Source organism: Pseudomonas sp. LAMO17WK12:I10, from assembly GCF_900215185.1.
GTDB lineage: Bacteria > Pseudomonadota > Gammaproteobacteria > Pseudomonadales > Pseudomonadaceae > Aquipseudomonas > Aquipseudomonas chlororaphis.
Window position 1 is genome coordinate 1 of record NZ_OBDX01000018.1, and the last position, 23,857, is coordinate 23,857.

General features: G+C 62.2%; 28 protein-coding genes. 16 read left to right on the forward strand and 12 right to left on the reverse strand.

Annotated features, from left to right (window positions below):
* A partial coding sequence (locus CRO75_RS19230) for a transposase (RefSeq protein ID WP_143481943.1) occupies positions 1-273 on the forward strand: 273 nt, incomplete at its 5' end.
* A 63-nt stretch (positions 274-336) separates the two neighbouring features.
* Here CRO75_RS19230 and CRO75_RS19235 read toward each other — a convergent pair.
* The 3 genes from CRO75_RS19235 to CRO75_RS19245 form a co-directional block, all read right to left on the reverse strand.
* On the reverse strand, positions 337-963 hold the full coding sequence (locus CRO75_RS19235; protein WP_007921780.1) for a LysE family translocator: 627 nt from the start codon (positions 961-963) through the stop codon (positions 337-339).
* 63 nt (positions 964-1,026) lie between these two features.
* Positions 1,027-2,376 carry an NCS2 family permease gene (locus CRO75_RS19240; RefSeq protein WP_097137527.1) on the reverse strand — a complete coding sequence of 450 codons (1,350 nt, stop codon included), beginning with the start codon at positions 2,374-2,376 and terminating at the stop codon, positions 1,027-1,029.
* Positions 2,377-2,704: 328 nt separating this feature from the next.
* Positions 2,705-3,139 carry a MarR family transcriptional regulator gene (locus tag CRO75_RS19245; RefSeq protein ID WP_007932281.1) on the reverse strand — a complete coding sequence of 145 codons (435 nt, stop codon included), beginning with the start codon at positions 3,137-3,139 and terminating at the stop codon, positions 2,705-2,707.
* A gap of 81 nt (positions 3,140-3,220) precedes the next feature.
* On the opposite strand from CRO75_RS19245, the gene CRO75_RS19250 reads away from it, so the two are divergent.
* Both CRO75_RS19250 and CRO75_RS19255 read left to right on the forward strand, forming a co-directional pair.
* The gene (locus tag CRO75_RS19250; protein WP_097137648.1) at positions 3,221-4,387 is read left to right on the forward strand and encodes a PLP-dependent aminotransferase family protein; all 1,167 of its coding nucleotides are present in this window, start codon (positions 3,221-3,223) and stop codon (positions 4,385-4,387) included.
* Between the two features lie 12 nt (positions 4,388-4,399).
* Positions 4,400-5,002 (forward strand): glutathione S-transferase family protein, encoded by a 603-nt coding sequence (locus tag CRO75_RS19255; protein ID WP_097137529.1) that lies wholly within the window; start codon positions 4,400-4,402, stop codon positions 5,000-5,002.
* A gap of 82 nt (positions 5,003-5,084) precedes the next feature.
* Here the strand turns inward: CRO75_RS19255 and CRO75_RS19260 are convergent, their stop codons facing one another.
* The 5 genes from CRO75_RS19260 to CRO75_RS19280 all read right to left on the reverse strand — a co-directional run bounded on the left by CRO75_RS19260 (position 5,085) and on the right by CRO75_RS19280 (position 7,865).
* Positions 5,085-5,456: a glutathione S-transferase N-terminal domain-containing protein gene (locus CRO75_RS19260; RefSeq protein WP_009045049.1), complete on the reverse strand. Its 372-nt coding sequence runs from the start codon at positions 5,454-5,456 to the stop codon at positions 5,085-5,087.
* A gap of 100 nt (positions 5,457-5,556) precedes the next feature.
* On the reverse strand, positions 5,557-6,102 hold the full coding sequence (gene folE, locus CRO75_RS19265; protein WP_003204506.1) for a GTP cyclohydrolase I FolE: 546 nt from the start codon (positions 6,100-6,102) through the stop codon (positions 5,557-5,559).
* Between the two features lie 77 nt (positions 6,103-6,179).
* On the reverse strand, positions 6,180-6,737 hold the full coding sequence (locus tag CRO75_RS19270; protein WP_085531819.1) for a Smr/MutS family protein: 558 nt from the start codon (positions 6,735-6,737) through the stop codon (positions 6,180-6,182).
* A gap of 75 nt (positions 6,738-6,812) precedes the next feature.
* Entirely contained in the window at positions 6,813-7,133 is a 321-nt protein-coding gene (locus tag CRO75_RS19275) for a hypothetical protein (RefSeq protein ID WP_007932271.1), read from the reverse strand.
* Between the two features lie 141 nt (positions 7,134-7,274).
* Complete coding sequence (locus tag CRO75_RS19280) at positions 7,275-7,865, reverse strand: cysteine hydrolase family protein (RefSeq protein WP_053262217.1); 591 nt, start codon at positions 7,863-7,865, stop codon at positions 7,275-7,277.
* Positions 7,866-8,102: 237 nt separating this feature from the next.
* Here CRO75_RS19280 and prmB point away from each other — a divergent pair, with 237 nt between their 5' ends.
* The gene (gene prmB, locus CRO75_RS19285; protein ID WP_009045046.1) at positions 8,103-9,011 is read left to right on the forward strand and encodes a 50S ribosomal protein L3 N(5)-glutamine methyltransferase; all 909 of its coding nucleotides are present in this window, start codon (positions 8,103-8,105) and stop codon (positions 9,009-9,011) included.
* Between the two features lie 52 nt (positions 9,012-9,063).
* Here the strand turns inward: prmB and CRO75_RS19290 are convergent, their stop codons facing one another.
* Together CRO75_RS19290 and CRO75_RS19295 are read right to left on the reverse strand one after the other, a co-directional pair.
* Positions 9,064-9,852: a hypothetical protein gene (locus tag CRO75_RS19290; RefSeq protein WP_009045045.1), complete on the reverse strand. Its 789-nt coding sequence runs from the start codon at positions 9,850-9,852 to the stop codon at positions 9,064-9,066.
* Positions 9,853-9,950: 98 nt separating this feature from the next.
* A complete protein-coding gene (locus tag CRO75_RS19295; RefSeq protein WP_092417416.1) occupies positions 9,951-10,904 on the reverse strand; it encodes an alpha/beta fold hydrolase in 954 nt (317 codons plus the stop codon).
* A gap of 141 nt (positions 10,905-11,045) precedes the next feature.
* Here CRO75_RS19295 and aroC point away from each other — a divergent pair, with 141 nt between their 5' ends.
* The 5 genes from aroC (at position 11,046) to mtnC (ending at position 15,270) form a co-directional block, all read left to right on the forward strand.
* Entirely contained in the window at positions 11,046-12,137 is a 1,092-nt protein-coding gene (aroC, locus tag CRO75_RS19300) for a chorismate synthase (RefSeq protein WP_097137530.1), read from the forward strand.
* Between the two features lie 34 nt (positions 12,138-12,171).
* The gene (locus CRO75_RS19305) at positions 12,172-13,320 is read left to right on the forward strand and encodes an MFS transporter (protein WP_097137532.1); all 1,149 of its coding nucleotides are present in this window, start codon (positions 12,172-12,174) and stop codon (positions 13,318-13,320) included.
* Positions 13,317-13,937, forward strand: coding sequence for a methylthioribulose 1-phosphate dehydratase (locus tag CRO75_RS19310; protein ID WP_097137534.1), 621 nt, complete (start codon positions 13,317-13,319; stop codon positions 13,935-13,937). Before CRO75_RS19305 ends, CRO75_RS19310 begins: the two co-directional genes overlap by 4 nt.
* 99 nt (positions 13,938-14,036) lie before the next feature.
* Positions 14,037-14,582 (forward strand): acireductone dioxygenase, encoded by a 546-nt coding sequence (locus CRO75_RS19315; protein WP_097137535.1) that lies wholly within the window; start codon positions 14,037-14,039, stop codon positions 14,580-14,582.
* 4 nt (positions 14,583-14,586) lie between these two features.
* On the forward strand, positions 14,587-15,270 hold the full coding sequence (gene mtnC, locus CRO75_RS19320; protein ID WP_097137536.1) for an acireductone synthase: 684 nt from the start codon (positions 14,587-14,589) through the stop codon (positions 15,268-15,270).
* Between the two features lie 100 nt (positions 15,271-15,370).
* Here mtnC and CRO75_RS19325 read toward each other — a convergent pair whose 3' ends face one another.
* On the reverse strand, positions 15,371-15,649 hold the full coding sequence (locus CRO75_RS19325) for a DUF3509 domain-containing protein (protein ID WP_009045039.1): 279 nt from the start codon (positions 15,647-15,649) through the stop codon (positions 15,371-15,373).
* A gap of 660 nt (positions 15,650-16,309) precedes the next feature.
* Between CRO75_RS19325 and CRO75_RS19330 the strand changes: the two genes are divergently transcribed.
* The 5 genes from CRO75_RS19330 (at position 16,310) to CRO75_RS19350 (ending at position 22,106) form a co-directional block, all read left to right on the forward strand.
* Positions 16,310-18,142, forward strand: a complete 1,833-nt coding sequence (locus CRO75_RS19330) for a long-chain-acyl-CoA synthetase (RefSeq protein ID WP_097137537.1) — start codon at positions 16,310-16,312, stop codon at positions 18,140-18,142.
* Positions 18,143-18,239: 97 nt separating this feature from the next.
* Positions 18,240-18,758 carry an ankyrin repeat domain-containing protein gene (locus CRO75_RS19335; RefSeq protein ID WP_038577028.1) on the forward strand — a complete coding sequence of 173 codons (519 nt, stop codon included), beginning with the start codon at positions 18,240-18,242 and terminating at the stop codon, positions 18,756-18,758.
* Between the two features lie 113 nt (positions 18,759-18,871).
* Positions 18,872-19,402, forward strand: a complete 531-nt coding sequence (locus CRO75_RS19340; RefSeq protein ID WP_009045036.1) for a hypothetical protein — start codon at positions 18,872-18,874, stop codon at positions 19,400-19,402.
* Between the two features lie 96 nt (positions 19,403-19,498).
* A complete protein-coding gene (locus CRO75_RS19345) occupies positions 19,499-19,690 on the forward strand; it encodes a PLDc N-terminal domain-containing protein (RefSeq protein ID WP_007932252.1) in 192 nt (63 codons plus the stop codon).
* Between the two features lie 322 nt (positions 19,691-20,012).
* Positions 20,013-22,106, forward strand: a complete 2,094-nt coding sequence (locus tag CRO75_RS19350; RefSeq protein WP_097137538.1) for an LTA synthase family protein — start codon at positions 20,013-20,015, stop codon at positions 22,104-22,106.
* An 81-nt stretch (positions 22,107-22,187) separates the two neighbouring features.
* Here CRO75_RS19350 and CRO75_RS19355 read toward each other — a convergent pair whose 3' ends face one another.
* Positions 22,188-22,340: a DUF3309 family protein gene (locus CRO75_RS19355; protein ID WP_097137540.1), complete on the reverse strand. Its 153-nt coding sequence runs from the start codon at positions 22,338-22,340 to the stop codon at positions 22,188-22,190.
* 304 nt (positions 22,341-22,644) lie between these two features.
* On the opposite strand from CRO75_RS19355, the gene CRO75_RS19360 reads away from it, so the two are divergent.
* Together CRO75_RS19360 and CRO75_RS19365 are read left to right on the forward strand one after the other, a co-directional pair.
* A complete protein-coding gene (locus CRO75_RS19360) occupies positions 22,645-23,460 on the forward strand; it encodes an SDR family oxidoreductase (RefSeq protein ID WP_097137542.1) in 816 nt (271 codons plus the stop codon).
* A gap of 64 nt (positions 23,461-23,524) precedes the next feature.
* Entirely contained in the window at positions 23,525-23,857 is a 333-nt protein-coding gene (locus tag CRO75_RS19365) for a YnfA family protein (protein ID WP_007932246.1), read from the forward strand.

Below are 23,857 nucleotides of genomic sequence, written 5' to 3' on the forward strand. Positions count from 1 at the left end.
GGCCTGGATGTACGGGTCAAGGAGTCGGGGCGTTACAACGGTCGACGCAAGCTGAGCAAGCAAGGCGACTCGGAAACCCGACGCTTGCTTTACAACGCCGCCATGGCGGCAAGCAGGACCAAGGCTTGGCAATCCCGCTATCAGCAATACCTGCAGCGCGGTCTGAAGCGAACAGAAGCGCTGATCATCCTTGCGCGTAAATTAGCCCGTATTGCCTTCGCTCTGATGAAGACCCAACAGCCGTATCGACCTACGGTCGATACGGTGGGGTAGACATAGAATCTCCTACAGGTTTGCAGCAGCTCTCTGTAGGAGCGAGGCTTGCCCGCGATGCTTTCAGCGGCTCAACAGCGACGCGGCACCGGCACCACTGAACAGCCCGGCGCTGACCCGGTTGAACCAGCTCTGGCCCTTGCCGCTGCGCAGGTAGCGCGCCGCGCCGTGAGCGCCCAGGCCATAAGCCAGCTTGCACAGCAGGTCGAGCACGGTCCAGGTGGCGATCATGATCAGCAACTGGGGCAGGAAGGGCTGCTCGGCACTGAGAAACTGCGGCAGAAACGCGGCGAAGAACAGAATGTCTTTCGGGTTGCTGGCACCCAGCACAAAAGCGCGCCCGAACAGTGCGCGAAAGCGTGGTTTTGGTGCGGCCTCGGGCACTTCGGCGCCATGAGACGGCTGCCGCGATTGCTGCCAGCTTTGCCAGGCGAGATAGAACAGGTACAGCGCGCCGACGATTTTCAGGGCGCTGAACAGCTGTTCCGAGGCCAGCAGCAGGGCGCCCAGGCCCAGGGCCGAGGCGCTCAGCAGGCAGATCGAGGCAAACACGCCGCCGAGAAACGCCGGGTAGGAACGGCGCAAACCGTAATTCAGACTGTTGCTGATCATCAGCAGAGACAGCGGGCCCGGAATCAGGATCACCACCAGTGCGGCGCCGCTGAACAGCAGCCAGGTTTCCACGCTCATTGCCTTTCTCCTTATGCGCAAAAGCCTCACCCGACGGGGTGAGGCCGTTTGAAACCGATGTACCTACAAGAAAATGAACTTGGCGATAAAGATCGCGCACAGCACCCACAGGCTGATGGAGATTTCCTTGTACTTGCCCGTCCCGGCCTTCAAGGCCACGTAGGTGATGAAGCCCAGGGCGATACCGTCGGCGACCGAGAAGGTCAGCGGCATCATGATGGCGGTCACGATCGCCGGGATGCTGTCGGTGGCCTCTTCCCAATCGATGTGGGCCATGCCGCCCATCATCAGCATCGCCACATAAATCAGCGCGCCGGCGGTGGCATAAGCGGGGATCATGCCAGCCAGCGGTGCGAAAAACATGGCTGCGATAAATAGCACACCTACGGTCACTGCGGTAAGACCAGTCCGACCACCTGCGGCGACGCCCGCGGCACTTTCCACATAGCTGGTCACGGGCGGAACGCCGACCACCGCACCGAATACGCTGGAGGCGCTGTCCGCCTTCAGGGCGCGGGAGAGGTTCTCGATCTTGCCGTCGGGGTTGACCAGGCCGGCGCGCTGGGCCACGCCCATCAGGGTGCCGGCGGTATCGAACATGTGCACGAAGAGGAACGCCAGCACCACGCTGATCATGCTGACGTTGAACACCCCGGCCACATCCATGGCCATCCAGGTCGGTGCCAGGCTCGGCGGGGCCGACATGATGCCCTCGTAGTGCACCAGGCCCAGGCCCCAGCCAGCCAGGGTCACGGTGATGATGCTGATGAGGATCGCGCCGAATACCCGGTGATAACTGAGCACGGCAATCATCAGGAAGCAGATCGCCGCCAGCAGCGGGCCGGGTTCGCGCAGGGAGCCGAGCTTGATCAGGGTCGCCGGGCTATCGACCACGATGCCCGCGGTCTTCAAGCCGATCAGCCCCAGGAACAAACCCACGCCGGCGCCCATGGCGAAGCGCAGGCTGGCCGGAATGCTGTTGAGCAGCCATTCGCGGATCCGCGAGAAGGTCAGGAACATGAACAGCACGCCGGAGACGAACACCGCACCGAGGGCGGTTTCCCAGTTGTAACCCATGGTTCCGACCACGGTGTAGGTGAAAAAGGCGTTCAGCCCCATGCCGGGCGCCAGGCCTACCGGCCAGTTGGCGTACAGCCCCATCAACAGGCAACCCAGGGCCGCGGCGATGCAGGTGGCGACGAAGGCCGCGCCGTGGTCGATGCCGGCGTCGGCCATGATGTTGGGGTTGACGAAGATGATGTAGGCCATGGTGATGAAGGTCGTCAGACCGGCGATCAACTCGGTCTTCACCGTGGTGCCATGCAAGCTGAGTTTGAAGATGCGCTCCAGCCAGCCACTGTTCAGCGGCGGCGAGAGTTCCAGCGTAGGGGCTTCGGATTTGCGGCTTTCCACAGCGAGTACTCCTCAAGAGTTTTATTATTTTTTCCAGAGCCGGGCACGTGAGGGTGGGCAGCGGCTCTTTGAGGCATGTAAGGCTTGCGGGCTTTTATTGACCTTTAGGTCAGGAACTCGCACGTGGCGAATTATGCTTTTGTATACAAGGAAAGCAAATAATGTTTTTTAGGTTGTGTGCGAAAAGTTCGCCAGAAAGGCTATATGGCCTGTAGCCGCTGGCGCAGCCTGCGATCGAGCGCGCAGCGGTCGTAATGGGGCTGACGCGGTCCTGCAGAATCATCGGGTATGCAGGTTGACGACCGCTGCGTGCTCGCGGGCTGGGGTGTCAGCGGTTTTCGCCCAGAGCCTTGTTTACCGCCAGCCAGCCATCCACTGCCGCCTCGCCGGCCTCGGCGAATACCCGTTGCAGCAGCTTGACCTGCTCGCGCCGCAGCGATTGCTCAAAGCGCGCGCCGTCTTCCGTCAGCTCCAGCAGGCGTTTGCGCTTGTCACTCTGCGAGGCAACGCTGTTGACCAGGTGCATCTCCATCAATTGGCGCAGCGGGATATTCAGCGCCTGCTTGCTCACGCCCAGTGCCGTGAGCAGTTCTTTCACGCTCAGCCCCGGATAGCGGGCGATGAAAAACACGATGCGCTGGTGCACGCGACTCAGGCCGCGACGCTCGAGCATTTCGTCGGCCTTGGCGGTGAACGCCTGGTAACCAAAGAAGAAGGCTTCCATGGCGGCTTGTTGGGTGGTCTGGTTTTTAAGGTCAAGCATATTGACGTATCTGTGAAAGTCGGCGTAATTTCGGTCAAGCAGTTTGACGTATTTTCCTCCGCCTTTGCTACGGGTGACCTCATGGCCTTCTCCGAACGTGTTTCGCGTCTTAAAAGCTCACTGATCCGTGAAATCCTTGCCGCCGCGCAGCGTCCGGAAGTGATGTCGTTCGCCGGAGGCCTGCCCGCCGAAGCGATGCTGCCGAAGACCGATTGGCAGGCGATGCCGGTGTCCATGGGGCAATACGGCATGAGTGAAGGCGAGCCACAGCTGCGCGAGGCCCTGGCGGCGCAGGCCCGGGCGCTGGGCGTGCCGTGCGAGGCTAGCCAGGTGCTGGTGGTCAGCGGCTCCCAGCAGACCCTCGATCTGGCGGCCAAGCTGTACATCGACAAGGGCACCGAGATCATGCTGGAAGCGCCGACTTATCTCGCGGCACTGCAGATCTTCCAGCTGTTCGGCGCCGATTGCCTGACCGTGCCGCTTCAGGCCGATGGGCCGGATCTGGCGCAATTGCGCGCCCGCCTGGAGCAGCATCGTCCCGCGTTCATCTACCTGATCCCGACCTTCCAGAATCCTTCGGCGGTGCGCTACAGCGAGGCCAAGCGCGATGCCGTGGCGGCGCTGCTCGACGAGTTCGGAGTGACCCTGATCGAAGACGAACCTTACCGCGAGCTAACGTTCGATGGCGGCAACGCCACGCCTATTGTCGGGCGCCTGCGCAAGGCCAGCTGGATCTATACCGGTACGGTGTCGAAGACCCTGCTGCCAGGGTTGCGGGTCGGTTACCTGATCGCCAGCCCGGACCTGTTTCCCCATCTGCTGCGGTTGAAGCAATCGGCGGACCTGCACACCAACCGCATCGGCCAATGGCAGGCGCTGCAATGGATAGGTACCGAGCAGTATCAGCAGCACCTGAGTGAGTTGCGCGATTTCTACCGGGTGCGCCGCGATGGTTTTCAGGCCGCCCTGCACCGTCATTTCGGCGATCTGGCCGATTGGCAGGTGCCCCAGGGCGGGCTGTTTTTCTGGTTGACCTTGAAACAGCCGCTGGACACCCGCACTTTGCTGAAAGCGGCGCTGGAGCAGGACGTGGCATTCATGCCGGGCGAACCCTTCTTCTCCGAGCCGGACCGCAATCCAGGTCACCTGCGGTTGAATTTCAGTCATATCGATCCGGCGCGTCTGGACGAAGGTCTCAAGCGGCTGGCCACCGTGGTACGTCAAGCACAGGCTGCACAGGCAGCCTAAGGGGAGAGGGCCATGTACAAGGTTTATGGGGATTACCGGTCCGGCAACTGCTACAAGGTCAAGCTGATGCTCAATCTGCTCGGTCAGCCTTACGAGTGGCGCGCGGTGGACATCTTGAACGGGGACACGCAGACCGAGGCGTTTCTGGCAAAGAACCCCAACGGCAAGATCCCAGTGCTGGAGCTGGAAGACGGCACCTGCCTGTGGGAGTCGAACGCGATTCTCAACTTTCTCGCCGACGGCAGCGAATTCCTGCCGAGCGAGCCGCGTTTACGCACGCAGGTGCTGCAATGGCAGTTTTTCGAGCAATACAGCCATGAGCCGTACATTGCCGTGGCACGTTTCATCCAGCTCTATCTGGGGCTGCCGCAAGAACGCCAGCACGAATACGAGAAGCTGCAAAAGCGCGGTTACAAGGCCCTGGATGTGATGGAACATCAGTTGGCGCGAACGCCGTATCTGGTGGGCGAGCAGTATTCGATTGCCGATATCGCGCTCTATGCCTACACCCATGTCGCCCATGAAGGTGGCTTCGACCTGGAGCGCTACCCGGGCATCCAGGCGTGGATGCAGCGGGTGGAAAGCCATCCGCTGCATGTCGGGATGCTCGACTGAGCTGTTGCGGGAAACAAAAAACCGACCCTTGGGTCGGTTTTTTATGGTCTGGCGCTTGTGGGCCAGCCGGCGATTGCGCGCTTCAGGCCGCCGCGAAACGCTTGTCCAGATAATCGATGATCACCTTGGACTCGTACATCCAGGTGGTCTGGCCGTTTTCTTCGATACGCAGGCACGGCACCTTGATCTTGCCACCTTGCTCCAGCAAGGTCTGGCGATCCTGTTCGTTGTTTTTCGCATCACGCAGGGCCACCGGAACGTTCAGGCGGTGCAGGGTGCGGCGGGTTTTCACGCAGAACGGGCAGGCGTGGAACTGGTACAGGGTCAGGCCCTTGGCGGCCTGTTCGACCTGGGCTTGAGCGGCGGCGGGGCGCTGCTGCTTGCGTGGGCGGGTGATGAAGTCGATGAAGATGATGAGCTGGCCCAGGCCGACTCGAAGCGCTTTGACGATCACGATATTGCCTCTTGCCCATGAAAGAAGGGGCGGCAGCTTACCTGATTTTTGCCAGGCGAAAAAAAACCGGCGATGAACGCCGGTTCTTTCGGGCAGCCGTTTACTTGATCAGGCTGAGAAACTCGCTGCGGGTTGCCGCGTTTTCGCGGAACTCGCCCAGCATCACCGAAGTGATCATCGACGAGTTCTGCTTCTCCACACCGCGCATCATCATGCACATGTGCTTGGCCTCGATCACCACCGCGACGCCCAGGGCGCCGGTCACTTGCTGGACCGCGTCGGCGATCTGGCGGCTGAGGTTTTCCTGGATCTGCAGGCGGCGCGCGTACATGTCGACGATGCGCGCGACTTTCGACAGGCCCAGCACCTTGCCACTCGGAATGTAGGCGACGTGAGCCTTGCCGATGAACGGCAGTAGATGGTGCTCGCACAGCGAGTAGAGCTCGATGTCCTTGACCAGCACCATTTCGCTGTTATCGGAGCTGAACAAGGCACCGTTGGTGACTTCTTCCAGCGTTTGTTCATAACCGCGGCAGAGGTACTGCATGGCTTTGGCGGCACGTTTTGGCGTGTCGAGCAGGCCCTCGCGGGAGACGTCTTCGCCCAATTGGCCGAGGATCGCCGTGTAATTCTGTTCCAGGGACATGAAACTACCTGTGGGATTTTACGCAAAGGGCAAGGGTACGGTGGCGGACCGGGCGCTGCAAGCGCGACGAAGCGGCTTTACTCGTCGCGGCCTTCCATCATGGTGCGTTTGAGCATCACGTAGACCGCCCCGGCACCGCCATGTTTGGCCTGGCACGAGGTGAAGCCGAGCACCTGGGGATGCTGGCGCAGCCAGGTGTTGACGTGGCTCTTGATCATCGGCCGCTTGCCGTCCAGGCGCACGGCCTTGCCGTGGGTGACGCGCACGCAGCGGATTTCGAACTTGGTGGCTTCGGCGAGGAATGCCCAGAGGGTTTCCCGGGCCTTTTCCACGTTCATGCCGTGCAGGTCGAGGCTGCCCTCGAAAGGGATCTGGCCGACCTTGAGCTTGCGCATCTGGCTTTCCTGAACCCCGTCGCGGGCCCACATCAGATCGTCTTCCGGGCCGACGTCGATCACGAACTGATCGGACAGCCCGTCGACGGTCGTGGTTTCGGTGCGCACACTGGCAGCCTGGCGCAGCTTGGCGATCTGCGCCCGGTCAGCCTTGGGTTTGCCGGTTTCGGCGCGATCGTGCTTGATCGGCTTGACGCCTTGGATCGCGCTTTTGAACAGGGAAAAATCGTCGTCTTGCATGTCAGCCTCCGCGAAGACCGAGCAGTTTACCCAACTCGACGGGAGAGGGGCGGGACAAAACGTGTTGCCGTCGATTCAGTCATGTTTCTTCATCAGGTGGGGAGCCATGTTCAGGGTCTGCGGCTGGCGCATGCGCCGCCGGCAGCGACGCCACAGCCAGACGCCGACATACAGCAGTAACAGACCGACCGCTAGAATCACCGCGGAACCCGCCGGACTTGCATTCAATTCGCCCAGCGCCGGAGGGCGCCCCAACAGGCTGGCGGCCCCGGCCATCGCCAGCAGCACACCGAAGGTCGCCAGCAACGCGGAGAATCCCGCGCCCAGGCGCAAACGCCAGTTCCGCGGGCCTTTGGGCCGCAGACGACGTGCGTCAAAACCATCGGATATCTTCATTCCGACCTTCCTCAATGGGTATCGGCCCTTCGACCGAAAGATGACCGGGTGGTTCCTGAGGCTAAGGCAATTACGGCAAATGAGAGGCTTTTACGGATGAGCGGCCTTGCCCCTGAAGGCGCGCCGCTCATTGCAGGTCGATCAGATCAGATCTTTGGTGGCGGCGAGGGTGGCGAAGTTGTCCGCCATGATGGCCATTTCGGTCTGCTGCACGTGCTCGGCGCTGAGGATGCCGCCCTTGTAGGGCAGGTCGCGAGTGGCGCAGGCGTCTTCCACCAGGGTGCAACGAAAGCCCAGGTTCTTCGCCGCGCGCACGGTGGTGCTGACGCTGGAATGGCTCATGAAACCGCAGACGATCAGGTCCAGGGAGCCCAGGTCCTGCAGGCGCTTTTCCAGTTCGGTGCCATGGAAGGCGCTCGGCAGCAGCTTGCCGATGATGGTCTCGTCGCCCTGGGGTTCGAGGCCGGGGATGAACTCACCGCGCTCGCCCTGGGGGTCGAACAGGCCGCCGACGGTGCCGAGGTGGCGCACGTGCACAACCGGGCGGCCGGCGGAGCGGGCGGCAGCGACCAGTTGCTTGATGTTGGCGACCGCAGCGTCCATGCCGGACAGGGCCAGGGGACCGCTGAGGTACTCTTTCTGGGCGTCGATGATCACAAGGGTCGCGTGGCTCAAATTAGCCGCTGCATAACCACGACCGCTGAGTTGAAACATCGTCTTTGGAACGGACATTCTGGGGCTCCTGTGAGTGGGGCTTTTGCGACATTGTCCTCTGGCGGAGCGCTTCTGTGAATCGCTACTAACGTAAGGTGCGTGGTTGCTGGCCTACAGCCGTGTCAAGGGCTATGGAGAATCGGGTCGAATGCGGGGAAAAGCACCCGAACGCCCCGCAGACTCAGATTTTTCATGCGTCGTCCTCAGACGTTTTGGCTGTTAGAATCGCCAGTCGTTTTTTCAGGAGTCTGTCCCGTGATCACTTCCCGCCTGCGCACCCTGCGCGACCACATCCGTTGGGCTGTCAGCCGCTTTCATGGGGAGGATCTGTTTTTCGGCCATGGGACCGACAACGCCTGGGACGAAGCCCGCCAATTGGTACTGGGTGCCTTGCACCTGCCGTGGGAAATCGCCGACAGCTATCTGGACTGCGCACTGGAAGACGACGAACTGGTCAACCTGCAGCGCCTGCTCAAGCGTCGCATCGAAGAGCGCGTACCGACCGCCTACCTGCTGGGCGAGGCCTGGTTCTGCGGCCTGTCGTTCATTGTCGATGAGCGGGTGCTGATCCCGCGTTCGCCGATCGGCGAGCTGATCGAAAAACGTTTCGAGCCTTGGCTGGGCGCCGAGCCCGCGCGCATTCTCGACCTGTGCACCGGTTCCGGCTGCATCGGCATTGCCTGCGCCTACGAGTTCCGCAATGCCGAAGTGGTGCTGGCCGACCTGTCGTTCGAAGCCCTTGAGGTGGCGAACCAGAACATCGAGCGCCATGGTGTCGATGAGCGGGTGTTCACGGTGCAGGGCGACGGTTTCGACGGCTTGCCGGGCCAGCGTTTCGACCTGATCGTGTCGAACCCGCCATATGTGGATGCCGAGGATTTCGCCGACATGCCCGAGGAGTACCAGCATGAACCGGAGCTGGGCCTGGCCTGTGGCGACGATGGCTTGAACCTGGTGCGGCGCATGCTGGCCGAGGCGGCGGATCATTTGACCGAGAAGGGTCTGTTGATCGTCGAGGTCGGCAACAGCCAGGTCCATGTCGAAGCCCTGTACCCGGAAGTCGATTTCGCCTGGCTGGACTTCGAGCGCGGCGGTCATGGCGTGTTCATGCTCACCGCCGAGCAGTGCCGACAGCACCAGGCACTGTTCAGCTCCCGGGTCTGAGCAACCAGCGAAGCACCACAAAAAAGCCCGCCAATCGGCGGGCTTTTTGTTGTCAGCGGTGGGTCGCGATCCAGATCAGCAACCCGGCCTGGAACACCGCAAACGCCACCAGGCAGGTGATGGTAAAGCGCAGCCCGGTGTCTTCGCGCTTGTACTTGGCGACCTTTTCTTCGTGCTTGCGCAGCTTCACTTCCTGTTCTTCGAGGTTCTGCTCGGCCTGCTGCAGCATTTGCGCGGCTTCGAGGATCTCGACGAATTGCAGCTTTTCGGTGTTCCAGTTAGGCAGTAGTTCACCGACCTGCACAGGCTTGACGCTGCCCTTGAGATGCTGGGCATCGGCGTAAACCACATCGAAACCCTGGACCCGCAGGAAATGATCGCGCCGCAGGCGCGTGGCCTCGTTCAGTGCATCCTTGTTCGCCAGTTCGAAACCGTCCACGCGGTAGTGCGGCCATTTCTTCTGGGCCCAGCTTGCCCCCTGCGCCAGCAGAAAGCGGCCGATGCCGCGGTTCGCCGGTTCGATCTGCAGGTTTTCCGGTTCGAAGCGCACCCGTCGAGTCGTGTGGTCGACCCAGACATCCAGGTGATTCTGTTCCTTGCGCACCCGTTGGCCCGGCAGTTGAAGAGTCATGCGCAACAGGCTGTGTTCCTTGTTGCTGCGCTCGGCATAACCGAACTCGATAAAGCGCAGGGGCCGTCCGCCCGTGGCGCGATCGGTTTGCAGCGGGGCCAGGCGAAGCATCCTGTGATGCTCGGCATGGACGTCCGCCCACGGCAACGCCACGGCTTCGGGAGCGGGGTTTTCAACCTCGGTTTCGGGAGGGTTCTGGGTATCGGTCATAACGGCGAGATCCTGTCCAAGCGCTACTTGCCGACGGCAAGTGAACGGCCGGCAAAGGCTTATCGGCCGTTTTTTTCAGGACTGGAGGGGAAAACGCGTCAACGGGCGTGAAGTCCGTCAATAAAGCTGATGATGCGGGTGCCGAGTTCCGAGGCCAGGGGCAGTTGCGGATCCTTGTAGGAGGCCAGTTGCCGCTTGACGTCGTTGGGCACGATACGCAGGACATGGTTCATGCCTTCGATCAGCGCCAGTTGGGCGTCCGGCTTGGCGGCCTTGAGCATCTGCGCATCGCCGACACCGACCTGGATGTCATTACTGCCCTGGACGATCAGCGCCGGCATTTTCAGGCGGGCGAACGCGGCGGCCGGGTCTTGCCTGAACAGGGTGATCAGGTACGGCTGCACGCTGGGGCGGAAGATCACTTCCAGTTGCGGCGGCACGTCAGTGTCGACCCGGCCGGCCTTGAGGCTGTCGAGCAGTTCGTTGCTGCGCAGCATCAGCGGCGCTGGCAGGCGGTAGCTCAGTTGCTGGCGCAGCACCTGGTCCACCGGGCGGGCGGTGCCGGAGATGGAGATCACCGCCGCCGCATCGACCTGGGGCGCGGCCAGGGTGGCGATCAGCGCGCCTTCGCTGTGGCCGAGCATGATCAACGGGCCCAGGCGCGGGTCGCTCTTGAGCTTCTTGCCCCAGGCCACGGCGTCGGCGACGTAGGCGTCGAGGGTCAGGTTGCGCTCGTCCGGGGTGGCGGCGAGGCTGGCGGCCACCCCGCGTTTGTCGTAGCGCACGCTGGCGATGTTGTGCTTGGCCAGCACCCAGGCCAGGCGCTTGAGGCTGTCGTTGCGCCCGCCGTCGGGGTTGTTGCCGTTGCGGTCGGTGGGGCCGGAGCCGGAGACGATCAGGACCACCGGCACCGGGGCGTCGGACTTGGGCAGCAGCAGCGAGCCGTATAACTCGCCAGTGCCGGTGTCGAGGCTGATGGGACGTTGCAGTACGGCCGCCTGGACCAGGCCGGTGAACAGGGTAAGGCTCAAGAGAAGAACTCGCAGCATCATCACGCCATCATGGAGAAGGTGCCGGTTGGACTTCCGGACACGGATAAGGTTCGAGGATGAACTAGTTGGGGAGCCTGCGTATACTTCCCGGCTCAGTAATCCAGATTGAGTTATTTCGGCTGATTTCATGGAGCGTCCTGCATGTCCGGCAATACCTACGGCAAGCTGTTCACTGTCACCACCGCGGGCGAAAGCCATGGTCCGGCGTTGGTCGCCATTGTCGACGGCTGCCCACCGGGTCTTGAGCTGTCGCTGGACGATCTGCAGCGCGACCTGGACCGGCGCAAGCCCGGCACCAGCCGCCACACGACCCAGCGCCAGGAAGCCGATGAAGTCGAAATCCTCTCCGGCGTGTTCGAGGGCAAGACCACCGGCTGCTCCATCGGCCTGCTGATCCGCAACACCGACCAGAAGTCCAAGGACTACTCGGCGATCAAGGATCTGTTCCGCCCGGCCCACGCCGATTACACCTACCACCACAAATACGGCATCCGCGACTACCGCGGCGGCGGTCGCAGCTCGGCGCGGGAAACCGCCATGCGCGTGGCGGCGGGGGCGATCGCCAAGAAGTACCTGGCCAGCCAGGGCATCGTGGTGCGTGGCTACATGAGCCAGCTGGGCCCGATCGAAATCCCGTTCAAGACCTGGGACTCGGTGGAAGACAACGCCTTCTTCAGCCCCGACCCGGACAAGGTGCCGGAGCTGGAAGCCTACATGGACCAGTTGCGTCGCGATCAGGACTCGGTGGGCGCCAAGATCACCGTGATCGCCGAGGGCGTGATGCCGGGCCTGGGCGAGCCGATCTTCGACCGCCTGGACGCCGAGCTGGCCCATGCGTTGATGAGCATCAACGCGGTCAAGGGCGTGGAAATCGGCGCCGGTTTCGCCAGCGTTGCCCAGCGTGGCACCGAGCATCGCGACGAGCTGACCCCGCAAGGTTTCCTCAGCAACAACGCCGGCGGCATCCTGGGCGGGATTTCCTCCGGCCAGCCGATCGTCGCGCACCTGGCGCTCAAGCCGACCTCCAGCATCACCACCCCGGGCCGCTCGATCGACATCGATGGCAACCCGGTGGACGTCATCACCAAGGGCCGTCACGACCCGTGCGTGGGCATCCGCGCCACGCCGATCGCCGAAGCCATGATGGCCATCGTGCTGATGGATCACCTGCTGCGTCATCGTGGCCAGAATGCCGACGTGCGCGTCAGCACGCCGGTGCTGGGCCAGTTGTAATGGCGTCTCTGCCAGTCGCCATGGTCTGACGGCTGTGGCGGCGCTCCCGTACTGGCGGCTCTCCAGTTTCTACCTGTTCTATTTCGCCTTGCTGGGGTCGACCGCGCCGTTTCTGGCGCTGTATTTCGATCACCTGGGGTTTTCCAGCGCGCGTATTGGCGAGCTGGTGGCGATTCCCATGCTGATGCGCTGCGTGGCGCCGAACCTCTGGGGCTGGCTGGGCGACTACACCGGCCGGCGCCTGGCCATCGTGCGTTTTGGCGCGATCTGCACGCTGCTGAGTTTTTCGCTGATTTTCGTCAGCAAGAGCTACGCCTGGCTGGCGATGGTCATGGCCCTGCATGCGTTCTTCTGGCACGCCGTATTGCCGCAATTCGAAGTGATCACCCTGGCGCACCTGCAAGGCCAGACCGCTCGCTACAGCCAGATCCGCCTGTGGGGCTCGATCGGTTTCATCCTCACGGTGGTGGCGCTGGGGCGGCTATTCGAGTGGTTGAGCCTGGACATCTACCCGGCGGCGCTGGTGCTGATCATGGCCGGCATCGTGCTCAGCAGCGTCTGGGTGCCCAACGCCCAGCCAGCGGCCCAGGGCAGCCGCTTGGCCGCCGAGGACTTTCTTGGCCAACTGCGCAGCCCCGGCGTCCTGGCCTTCTATGCCTGCGTGGCGCTGATGCAAATGAGCCACGGTCCTTACTACACCTTCCTGACCCTGCACCTGGAGCACCTGGGCTACAGCCGCGGCTTGATTGGCCTGTTGTGGGCGCTGGGGGTAGTCGCCGAAGTCTTGATGTTCCTGGCGATGAGCTGGATTCTCTCGCGGTTTTCGGTACGCCGGGTGCTGCTGGCGAGTTTCCTGCTGGCGGCCCTGCGCTGGTTGCTGCTAGGCGCCTTTGCCGAACACCTGTGGGTGTTGTTGTTTGCCCAGGTGCTGCATGCCGCGACCTTCGGCAGCTTTCATGCCGCGGCCATTCATTTCGTGCAACGCAGCTTCGGCGACCGCCAGCAAGGCCAGGGCCAGGCCCTGTACGCGGCCCTGGCCGGCACCGGCGGCGCATTGGGCGCGCTGTATTCCGGCTACAGCTGGAACGCCCTGGGCGCGACATTGACCTTTAGTATTGCAAGCCTCGCAGCGCTGGCGGCAGCCGTTATCATTGCCACACGTATGCAAGAGGAGAGGCCATGAGCCTTACCCGCGAACAGCTGGCACAGGACATCATCGAGGTCGGACGCTTTCTGTATGCCCGCGGCTGGTCCCCGGCCACCAGCAGCAACTATTCCACGCGCCTGTCGCCGAGCGCGCTATTGCTCACGGTTTCGGGCAAGCACAAAGGCCAGTTGGGCCTGGATGACGTGCTGGCCACCGACTTGTCGGGCAACAGCCTGGAACCGGGCAAAAAGCCCTCGGCCGAAACCCTGCTGCACACCCAGCTGTACCGCTGGAACCCGCAGATCGGCGCCGTGTTGCATACCCACTCGGTGAATGCCACGGTGCTGTCACGCCTGACCGCCGAGGACTTCATCGAGTTCGAGGGTTACGAGCTGCAAAAGGCTTTTACCGGCATTGCCAGCCACGAGTCGCGGGTGCGCGTGCCGATTTTCGACAACGACCAGGACATCGCCCGGCTGGCGACCAGGATCCAGCCCTGGCTCGACGCCCATGCCGATTGCGTCGGCTACCTGATTCGCGGTCATGGCCTCTACACCTGGGGCGCGCGCATGAGTGACGCGCAGCGCCAGATCGAGGCCTTCGAGTTTCTGTTCGAGTGCGAGTTGCAGACTCGCGCCCTGTTAAACCGTTAAGGCTTGCTTCGACTGAAGTAGCCAGCGCCTGATGATATGCACTGCCTGACCGGCCTGGAAAAAGCCGCAAGGCACTGCCGATAACGAGGAATTGCCAAGATGAGCAGCCTGTCCGTTTACCACGTATCCAGCCCGGACCTGCCGAACAAGGTGCTGACCCATTTCGACGATATCGCCGCGACCCTGGCCGAGCAGGGCGTGCGTTTCGATCGCTGGCAAGCCGCCACCAGGATCCAGCCGGGCGCCAGCCAGGAGGAAGTGATAGGCGCCTACCAGGAACAGATCGACCGCCTGATGACCGAGCGCGGCTACATCACCGTCGATGTGATCAGCCTCAATGGCGATCACCCGCAGAAGGCCGAGCTGCGCGCCAAGTTCCTCGACGAACATCGGCATGCCGAGGACGAGGTGCGCTTTTTCGTTGCCGGTCGCGGTCTGTTCAATCTGCACATCGGCGACTACGTGTATGCCGTGCTGTGCGAGAAGAACGACCTGATCTCGGTGCCGGCCGGTACCGCGCACTGGTTCGACATGGGCGAGAACCCATACCTGGTGGCGATCCGCATGTTCAACAACCCGCAAGGCTGGATCGCCAACTTCACCGGTTCCGATATCGCCAGCCAGTTCCCGCTTCTGGAGGATTGAGCGGATGCCGATCAAGGCCATTCTCACCGACATCGAAGGCACCACCAGCGCGGTGAGCTTTGTCTTCGAGGTGCTGTTCCCCTACGCGGTGCGGCACCTGCCGGACTTCGTGCGCAAGCACGCCAGCCAGGCCGATGTCGCCGAGCAGTTGCAGGCGGTGCGCGAGGCCAGCGGCGAGCCGGCGGCGGACGTCGAGCGGGTGATCGGGATTCTGCTGGGCTGGATCGCGGAAGATCGCAAGTCCACGCCACTCAAGGCGCTGCAAGGCATGGTCTGGGAGCAGGGGTATAGGGCCGGGCAGCTCAAGGGCCATGTCTACCCGGATGCGGTGGCGGCGTTGCAGCGCTGGCACCAGGCCGGTTATCGGTTGTATGTCTATTCGTCGGGCTCGATCCAGGCGCAAAAGCTGATTTTCGGTTGCTCAACTGCCGGGGACCTGACGCCGCTGTTCAGCGATTTTTTCGACACCACCTCGGGGCCGAAACGGGAAGTGCAGTCTTACCAGCGCATTACCCAGGCCATCGGCTGTGCGCCCGCGCAGATTCTCTTTCTGTCCGATATCGTCCAGGAGCTGGATGCGGCCCGGTCCGCCGGCCTGGCCACCTGCGGCCTGGTGCGCGAAGGCGGGGTATTGGCGGGGCATGCGAATGTAGCGAGCTTCGCCGATATCGATCCGCAGGGTTTCTGAAAAGCAATCAGGCCGTGTCAGCGCAAGGCTGGCACGGCCTGATAGGGGTTATCTGTTATCCAGCTGCCGGTGATCACCACGAATCCGCAGCGGTGCGGATTTAAAGCGAGTGATACGACGGCAGGGCAAAACGGTTCTGGCTTTGCAGCAGGGAAATCTGTGGCAATTCGCTGGCCTGTTCAGCCAGGTCGCGACGCAACGCGCTGATCACCCACGACAACTGATCGCCCGCATGCAACTGTGCATAGGAGATCGAGCGCTTGAGCTGTTTACCTTCACTGTTACGCAGCGTCAGCAGGATGCCGCCATCGGGCCGTGGCTGAGTGGTCACTTCGTAGTTGGAGAACAGGGAAGCGAATTTTTCTTGGATCAGGCTCATGTCTATCAGCTCCATTGGTTCTTGAATGGCAAACCTGGAGTGATAGGTGCAGCGATTGTGCCAGCCTCAATTTTTTATAAAAATCTTTATAAATCATACTGTTATAAAAATACGCCGTTTGCGTGCCCGTGCAATTTGCATGAATGGCCATCGTGCATCCTGCATTTTGCGAGATCGCGGGCCTGGGCAAGGGCTGCGGCGTAACGTTGTGACTGCCGGTTCACGCAAAAGATTCAACCGGCAAGCTCGGCCCTCAAGCGCGAGGCACCTGGCGGCGCGGAGGAGATACAAAACTTTGCAAAAACTCCATGTACAGGCCAAGAAGCGCTGACGTATTTTTTTGCCAGCGACAGGCTTGGCGCAGACTTTTTGCACAAGCCCAAGCCCTGATGTTCCGGGCTGTACAGGTCAATCAGACGTTTCACCGACATGGACAGTCATGCGCCGTGATCCCTTGGATCATGGGCGCCTGATAATAAGAAAATAGGACGTCATCATGAACGCCACGCTCTGCGTTACTGCCAATAGCACGCCCGCTGTTTCTCCCCTGTTTGCCGTGGCGCCCCGCCCTCGGCCCCCAGCTGAATAGCCCCATCGACCCTTGTCCGCCTGCCCGGCCTGGCCCCGCGCAGGATCCTTTTGCGTCGAACAGGAGCCGTCATGAGCACTCATCAGCACGACATGATCACCTGGGGCATGATGCTACGGAAGTTGCCCTCCATCGCCCGGGCGTTGCCGCGGGTCATCAAGGGCATGCGGATAGCCAACGTCAAGCGCGCCGATCAACCCTGCGGGCTGGGCTGGACCTTCGAGCAGGCCACCCAACGCAACCCCGACGGCCCGGCGCTGCTGTACGGCGACCGGGTGTTGAGTTATGCACAGGCCAACCAGTGGGCCAACCGGATCGCCCATTACCTGGCGAGCCAGGGCATCGGCAAGGGCGACGTGGTGGCGATCTTCGTCGAGAACCGTCCCGAGTTGCTGGTGAGCGTGCTGGCGGTGGCCAAGCTCGGCGGCATCTGCGCCATGCTCAATACCGCGCAGACCGGCAGTGTGCTGGTGCACAGCGTGAACCTGGTGAAGCCGGTGGCGATGATCGTCGGCGGCGAACTGCTGGATGCCTACTCGGCGATTCGCGATCAGGTCGCCATTGACGAGGCGCGCACCTGGTTCGTCGCCGATCCGGAGGTGGCGCCCGGGCCAACGCCTGCCGGTTGCATCGACCTGATGACCGCCAGCGCCGCCAGCGAATCGTCCAACCCCCCGAGCACCGCGCGGATCTACCTCGACGATCCGTGCTTCTATATCTACACCTCCGGCACCACCGGGCTGCCCAAGGCCGGCATTTTCAAGCACGGCCGCTGGATGCGCAGCTCGGCCAGCTTCGGCATGATCGCCCTCGACATGCAGCCGGCCGACATCCTGTACTGCACCTTGCCGCTGTATCACGCCACCGGGTTGTGCGTGTGCTGGGGCTCGGCCATCAGCGGCGCCTCGGGCTTCGCCATTCGCCGCAAGTTCAGCGCCAGCCGTTTCTGGGAAGACGCCCGCCGGTTCAAGGCCACCACCATTGGTTACGTGGGTGAGCTGTGCCGTTACCTGGTTGACCAGCCTGCCAGCGAGCACGACCGGGACAACCGCGTGGTGAAGATGGTCGGCAACGGCCTGCGCCCCGGCGTGTGGGGGCCGTTCAAGCAGCGCTTCGGCGTCGAGCACATCTGTGAGCTGTATGCCGCCAGCGACGGCAATATCGGCTTTACCAACGTGCTCAACTTCGACAATACCGTGGGTTTTTCCCTGGCGCCCTGGGCGCTGGTGGAGTATGCCCACGACACCTGCGCGCCGATCCGCAACGGTTCCGGCTTCATGCAGAAGGTCGCCAAGGGTGGGCAGGGCCTGCTGCTGGCGAAGATCGACGACAAGGCGCCGCTGGACGGCTATACCGAGCCGGAAAAGAACCTGAAGGTGATCCTCACCGACGTGTTCGAGAAGGGCGACCGTTACTTCAATACCGGCGACCTGCTGCGCGATATCGGTTTTGGCCATGCGCAGTTCATCGATCGCCTGGGCGATACCTATCGCTGGAAGGGCGAAAACGTCTCCACCACCGAGGTGGAGAATATCCTCCTGCGCCATCCGCAGGTCGCCGAGGCGGTGGCCTATGGCGTGGAGGTGCACAACACCAACGGTCGTGCCGGGATGGCGGCGATCACCCCGGCCGAATCCCTGGCGACCCTGGATTTCACCGAGCTGTTGCAGTTCGCCCGCGAGCATCTGCCGGGCTACGCGGTGCCGTTGTTCCTGCGGGTCAAGGTGAAGATGGAGACCACCGGCACCTTCAAGTACCAGAAGGCCCGGCTCAAGGAAGAAGCCTTCGACCCGTCGAAAACCGGCGGCGATCCGGTGTACGCCTGGTTGCCGGGGTCGGCGACCTATGTCCGGGTGACGGAGGCGGTCCTGGCGGATATTTGTGCCGGTCGGCACCGTTATTGATTCTGGCTATGGCCGCTCTTGAGAAAAAAGGGATGACAGGGCGGGAACCGCTTGGGGACACTAGCGGCTTTCCGATTGGCCGAAAGTGGAGTTCCCGATGTCAGACAAAAGCCGCCAGATGACCGCAGAAGAAGCCGCCGAGTTCACCGAGCAGGTCTTCAACGTCGCACGTCAAGGCGACGCCCAGATGCTCGACAAGCTGGCGAGCAGCGGTCTGCCGGTCAACCTGCGCAATCACAAGGGCGACACCCTGCTGATGCTGGCCAGCTACTACGGGCATGTGGACGCGGTGCAGGTGCTGCTCAAGCACAAGGCCGACCCCGAGATCCGTAACGACAACGGCCAGAGCCCGATCGCCGGCGCGGCCTTCAAGGGCGACCTGGCGGTGGTCAAGGCGCTGGTGGAAGGCGGTGCCGAGGTGGAAGGCTCGTCCTTCGACGGGCGTACCGCGCTGATGATGGCGGCGATGTTCAACCGTACGGAAATCGTCGACTACCTGATCAGCAAGGGCGCCAATCCGCGGGCCACCGACGCCAACGGCGTGAGTGCACTGGACGCGGCGAAGACCATGGGCGCTGTCGACACCACCGCGCAGTTGCAGAAGTTGCTGGGCTGAGCTGAATGGCGCAGCCGCCGGGCCAAGGCCATGCCAGGGTCGCGGCGGTAGGTTCGCGGGGCGGGTTTAGGCTATCCTGCGCGCCCGCCATTGACCCGTAACAGGATTCGCCCATGAAAACCGTCCTCGCCGAACTCATCACTAAAATCAGCTCAGGCTGCATGGGCGAAGAAGAAATCCTGCGGATCGCCGACGAGGCCGCCCAGGCTTACGCCGATCCCCAGGCCTTCCTGGCCGCCAATCCGGACATCAACTACGACGACAGCTTCCCAATCCCGCTGGGCGAATGGGTGGTGGTCGGCAGCCTGCCGGACACCGTGCTGTTCCAGGCCGACACCTACATGGACCTGTTCGCGCAGATCGTCGCGTCTTTCGGCCCGGGCGTGGCGTTCAATATCAAGCCCAAGCAACTGGCCAAGACCGAGGCCCTGACCGCGCTCAACCGCATCCAGATCCAGATGGGCAGCATGAACCCGGAAAACGGCGGTTACGTGCTGATGAACTTCAGCCAGTTGCTGGACGACGAGCTGCAAGTGGTGCTGGTCTACGGCAACGACGTGCCGCGGGTGCTGGAGCTGTGCGCCGAAGCCGGCATTGCCGCCGCGCCGTCCCTGGAAGCGCTCAAGGTCGCGGTTCACGTCTGAGCCGCGGGCCACAGGCCGACCGCGCAGGCAATAAAAAGGAACCCCGCTGCCGGCCGACTATCCTAAGTAGGCAAGCCCTCATTTAGGAGCGACACCATGGGTTCCACTTTTAATACGCTGGTTGGACTGATCATCCTCGCGCTGGACATCTGGGCGATCATCAATGTGCTTAAAAGCAGTGCCGAAACCGGGATGAAAATCCTCTGGGTGTTGCTGATCATCCTGTTGCCGGTGCTGGGCCTGATCATCTGGGCGATTGCCGGGCCGCGCGGCAACGTACGGCTCTGAAGGCTGGCGTGGGGTTCAAAAGGGGCCGCCAGGCCCTTTTTTATGTGACCAAATATGCGCTGCACGAAATTTTCACAAAGTCTCCATGACAATTCGCCAGCGCTGTTTTTCCGCTGCTCCCATGCGATCTCCGATTGCGATCCCTGGCTCTGGACCATTGCCGGCCAGGGGAGGGCGCCTGCCAGTAATCAATGGCAATGCCGCTGCTGATCGTGCAACATTTGCGCACCGCGCCATCCCCCCAGCCCTGAATGGCTACAAGAGGGCAAAGCGCAGCTGCATTCTTTTCGCAACTTCAACTTCCATTGGGTCCTAAAACGATATGGCAAACCCGGACGTCCTGAGTCAGCAGCGAGCCTCGAGTCGCCTGCTGCAACCGACCGTCAAATCGCATCTGGCTTATACGCTGCTCTGCGCGCTGGCCATGATGGTCATGCTGTCTTTGCTGCGCGTGGCGCTGCTGGTCTACAACCGCGAGATGATCCTCGATACACCGGCCTCGACCTTCCTTGAAGCCTTCGCCAATGGCCTGCGCTTCGATGTGCGCCTGGTGGTCTACCTCAGCATCCCGCTGCTGCTGGCGCTGTTCAGTGCCCGGGCCATGGCGGCTCGCGGTTTCTTCCGCTTCTGGCTGACCATTGTTTCGAGCATCGCGCTGTTCCTCGGCCTGATGGAGATGGACTTCTACCGCGAGTTCCACCAGCGCCTCAACGGCCTGGTCTTCCAGTATGTGAAGGAAGACCCGAAAACCGTGATGAGCATGCTCTGGTACGGCTTCCCAGTGGTGCGCTACCTGCTGGCCTGGGCGCTCGGCACCTGGCTGCTGAGCCTGGCGTTCAAGGGCGCCGACCGCGCGACCCGGCCGCGTGGCCCGTTCAGCGGCGGCAGCATCGGCACCCGCCAGGTCGCCCCGTGGTACGCCCGTATCGGCGTCTTCGTGGTCTGCCTGCTGGTCTGCGTGGTCGCCGCCCGCGGCACCCTGCGCCAGGGCCCGCCACTGCGCTGGGGTGACGTCTACACCACCGAATCGAACTTCGCCAACCAGTTGGGCCTCAACGGCACGCTGTCGCTGGTCGAGGCGGCCAAGAGCCGGATGGGCGAGGACCGCAGCAATATCTGGAAAGCCACCCTGCCGCAGCCCGAGGCGCAGCAAGTGGTGCGCGACCTGCTGGTGATGCCGGACGACAAGCTGGTGGATGCCGATATCGCCGCCGTGCGCCGTGACTACACGCCACCGGCCGACAAGACCCTGCCGATCAAGAACGTGGTCGTGATCCTGATGGAAAGCATGGCCGGTCACTCGGTGGGTGCCCTGGGCGCTCCAGGCAATATCACCCCGTACCTGGACCAACTGTCCAAGGAAGGCCTGCTGTTCGACCGCTTCTTCTCCAACGGCACCCATACCCACCAGGGCATGTTCGCCACCATGGCCTGCTTCCCCAACCTGCCGGGTTTCGAATACCTGATGCAGACCCCGGAAGGCAGCCACAAGCTGTCCGGCCTGCCGCAGGTGCTGAGCGCCCGCAAGTATGACGACGTGTATGTCTACAACGGCGATTTCGCCTGGGACAACCAGTCGGGCTTCTTCAGCAACCAGGGCATGACCAACTTCGTCGGTCGCAACGACTTCGTCAATCCGGTGTTTTCCGATCCGACCTGGGGCGTGTCCGACCAGGACATGTTCAACCGTGGCCTGGAAGAGTTGAAGGCGCGGGAAAACGGCAAGCCGTTCTATGCCCTGCTGCAGACCCTGTCCAACCACACCCCGTACGCCTTGCCGACACCATTGCCAGTGGCGAAGGTGACCGACCGTGGCAGCTTGAACGAACACCTGACCGCCATGCGTTATTCCGACTGGGCCCTGGGCCAGTTCTTCGAGAAGGCGCGCAAGGAGCCGTACTTCAAGGAGACGTTGTTCGTGATCGTGGGTGACCATGGTTTCGGCAACGAGCGCCAGATCACCGAAATGGACCTGGGCCGCTTCAACGTGCCGATGCTGATGATTGCTCCGGGCATCCAGGAAAAATTCGGTCAGCGCAACCACACCGTGGGCACCCAGGTCGATATCGTGCCGACCATCATGGGCCGCCTCGGTGGCGAAGTGCGTCACCAGTGCTGGGGCCGCGACCTGCTCAACCTGCCGGAAGGCGACACCGGCTTTGGCGTGATCAAGCCGTCGGGCAGCGAGCAGACCACGGCCATCGTCACCGCCGACCAGATCCTGGTACTGCCGAAAGAGAAGGAAATGGCGCCGAAGATCTACCAGTACGAACTGGGCGCCAACCCGCATGCCGAAGTGGTGCCGGACGCACCACGTACCGCCGAGTTGAAGCACAAGCTGGAAGCTTTCCTGCAAACCGCTACCAAGAGCCTGTTGGATAATACCGCGGGCGTGGTGCACGGCACGCCGGACTGATTCATTGCGCTAATGAAAAAGAGGCCCTCGGGCCTCTTTTTTTTGACGGTTATTAAAGTGCCGGACATGAACTGGCGAAACCTATATCCGACCCAGTAACAGGAGAACCAGCAACACCACCAGCACCACACCGATGATGCCGGACGGGCCATAACCCCAGCTTCTGGAGTACGGGAATACTGGAAGACCACCGAGCAGCAGAAGAATCAGAATAATGATCAGGATTGTGCCCATGTCGTTGTCCTTATTGGATGATCGAAGGCGCGGCTGGACTCGAAGGCAATGAATCCGTACCGCTTAATCATTCGGACTCTGTGCCTTGAAGGATGATTCCAAGTTTTTTTAATGCTTTTTGCACGCAGGCCTATTTCTTTTCGTACCTGCTGCCGGTGGCCATCGAGTTGAACGTGCAACACTGCGGGAAATCGCACCGAGGCCCCGGTTTGCCTGGGGCATTCAGCAATCTGATGGTGCGTGGGTGGTACAAAATCCTTCGCTACACTCGCCTCATCTTTCCCGGAACAACAAGGCAACTCCTATGCAAAATCGCATGATGATCACTGGCGCCGGATCCGGCCTGGGTCGCGAAATCGCTCTGCGCTGGGCGCGCGAAGGCTGGCAGTTGGCGTTGTCGGATGTCAGCGAACCCGGCCTGCAGGAAACCCTCAGGCTGGTGCGCGAAGCCGGCGGCGACGGCTTCGTGCAACGTTGCGACGTGCGCGACTATAGCCAGTTGACGGCCTTCGCCCAGGCCTGCGAGGTCAAGCTCGGCGGCATCGATGTGATCGTCAATAACGCCGGCGTGGCCTCCGGCGGCTTCTTCAGCGAGTTGTCCCTGGAAGACTGGGACTGGCAGATCGCGATCAACCTGATGGGCGTGGTCAAGGGCTGCAAGGCGTTCCTGCCGCTGCTGGAAAAGAGCAAGGGCCGGATCATCAACATCGCCTCAATGGCGGCCTTGATGCAGGGCCCGGCCATGAGCAACTACAACGTGGCCAAGGCCGGCGTGGTGGCCCTGTCCGAAAGCCTGCTGATCGAACTGGCCCACCAGGAAATCGGCGTGCATGTGGTATGCCCGTCGTTCTTCCAGACCAACCTGCTGGATTCGTTCCGCGGCCCGACCCCGGCGATGAAGGCCCAGGTCGGCAAGCTGCTGGAAAGCTCGCCGATCAGCGCGGCGGACATCGCCGACTACATCTACACCCGGGTCGCCGCCGGCGAATTCATGATCCTGCCCCACGAACAGGGGCGCATGGCCTGGGCCCTGAAGCAGAAGAACCCGCAGTTGCTGTACGACGAAATGACCCTCATGGCCGACAAGATGCGCGCCAAGGCCAAGCAAAACGCCAGCTGAGCTTGCTCCTGCCCCGATGCGTCGTTAGGGTTGCCAGCATCTGGCACCCCTGACGAGACCTTGCATGCTCAATTACCTGTGGTTCTTCCTCGCCGCGCTGTTCGAGATCGCCGGCTGCTACGCCTTCTGGATGTGGCTGCGCCAGGGCAAAAGCGCCTGGTGGATGGTCCCGGCGCTGGCGAGCCTGATGCTCTTCGCCCTGTTGCTGACCAAGATCGAAGCGAGCTACGCCGGCCGCGCCTATGCGGCGTACGGCGGGATCTACATCATCGCCTCGATCGGCTGGCTGGGTATGGTGGAGCGGGTGCGGCCGCTGAGTTCGGACTGGCTGGGGGTGGCGCTGTGCGTGATCGGCGCGAGCATCATCCTGTTCGGACCGCGCTTTACCAACGGTTGA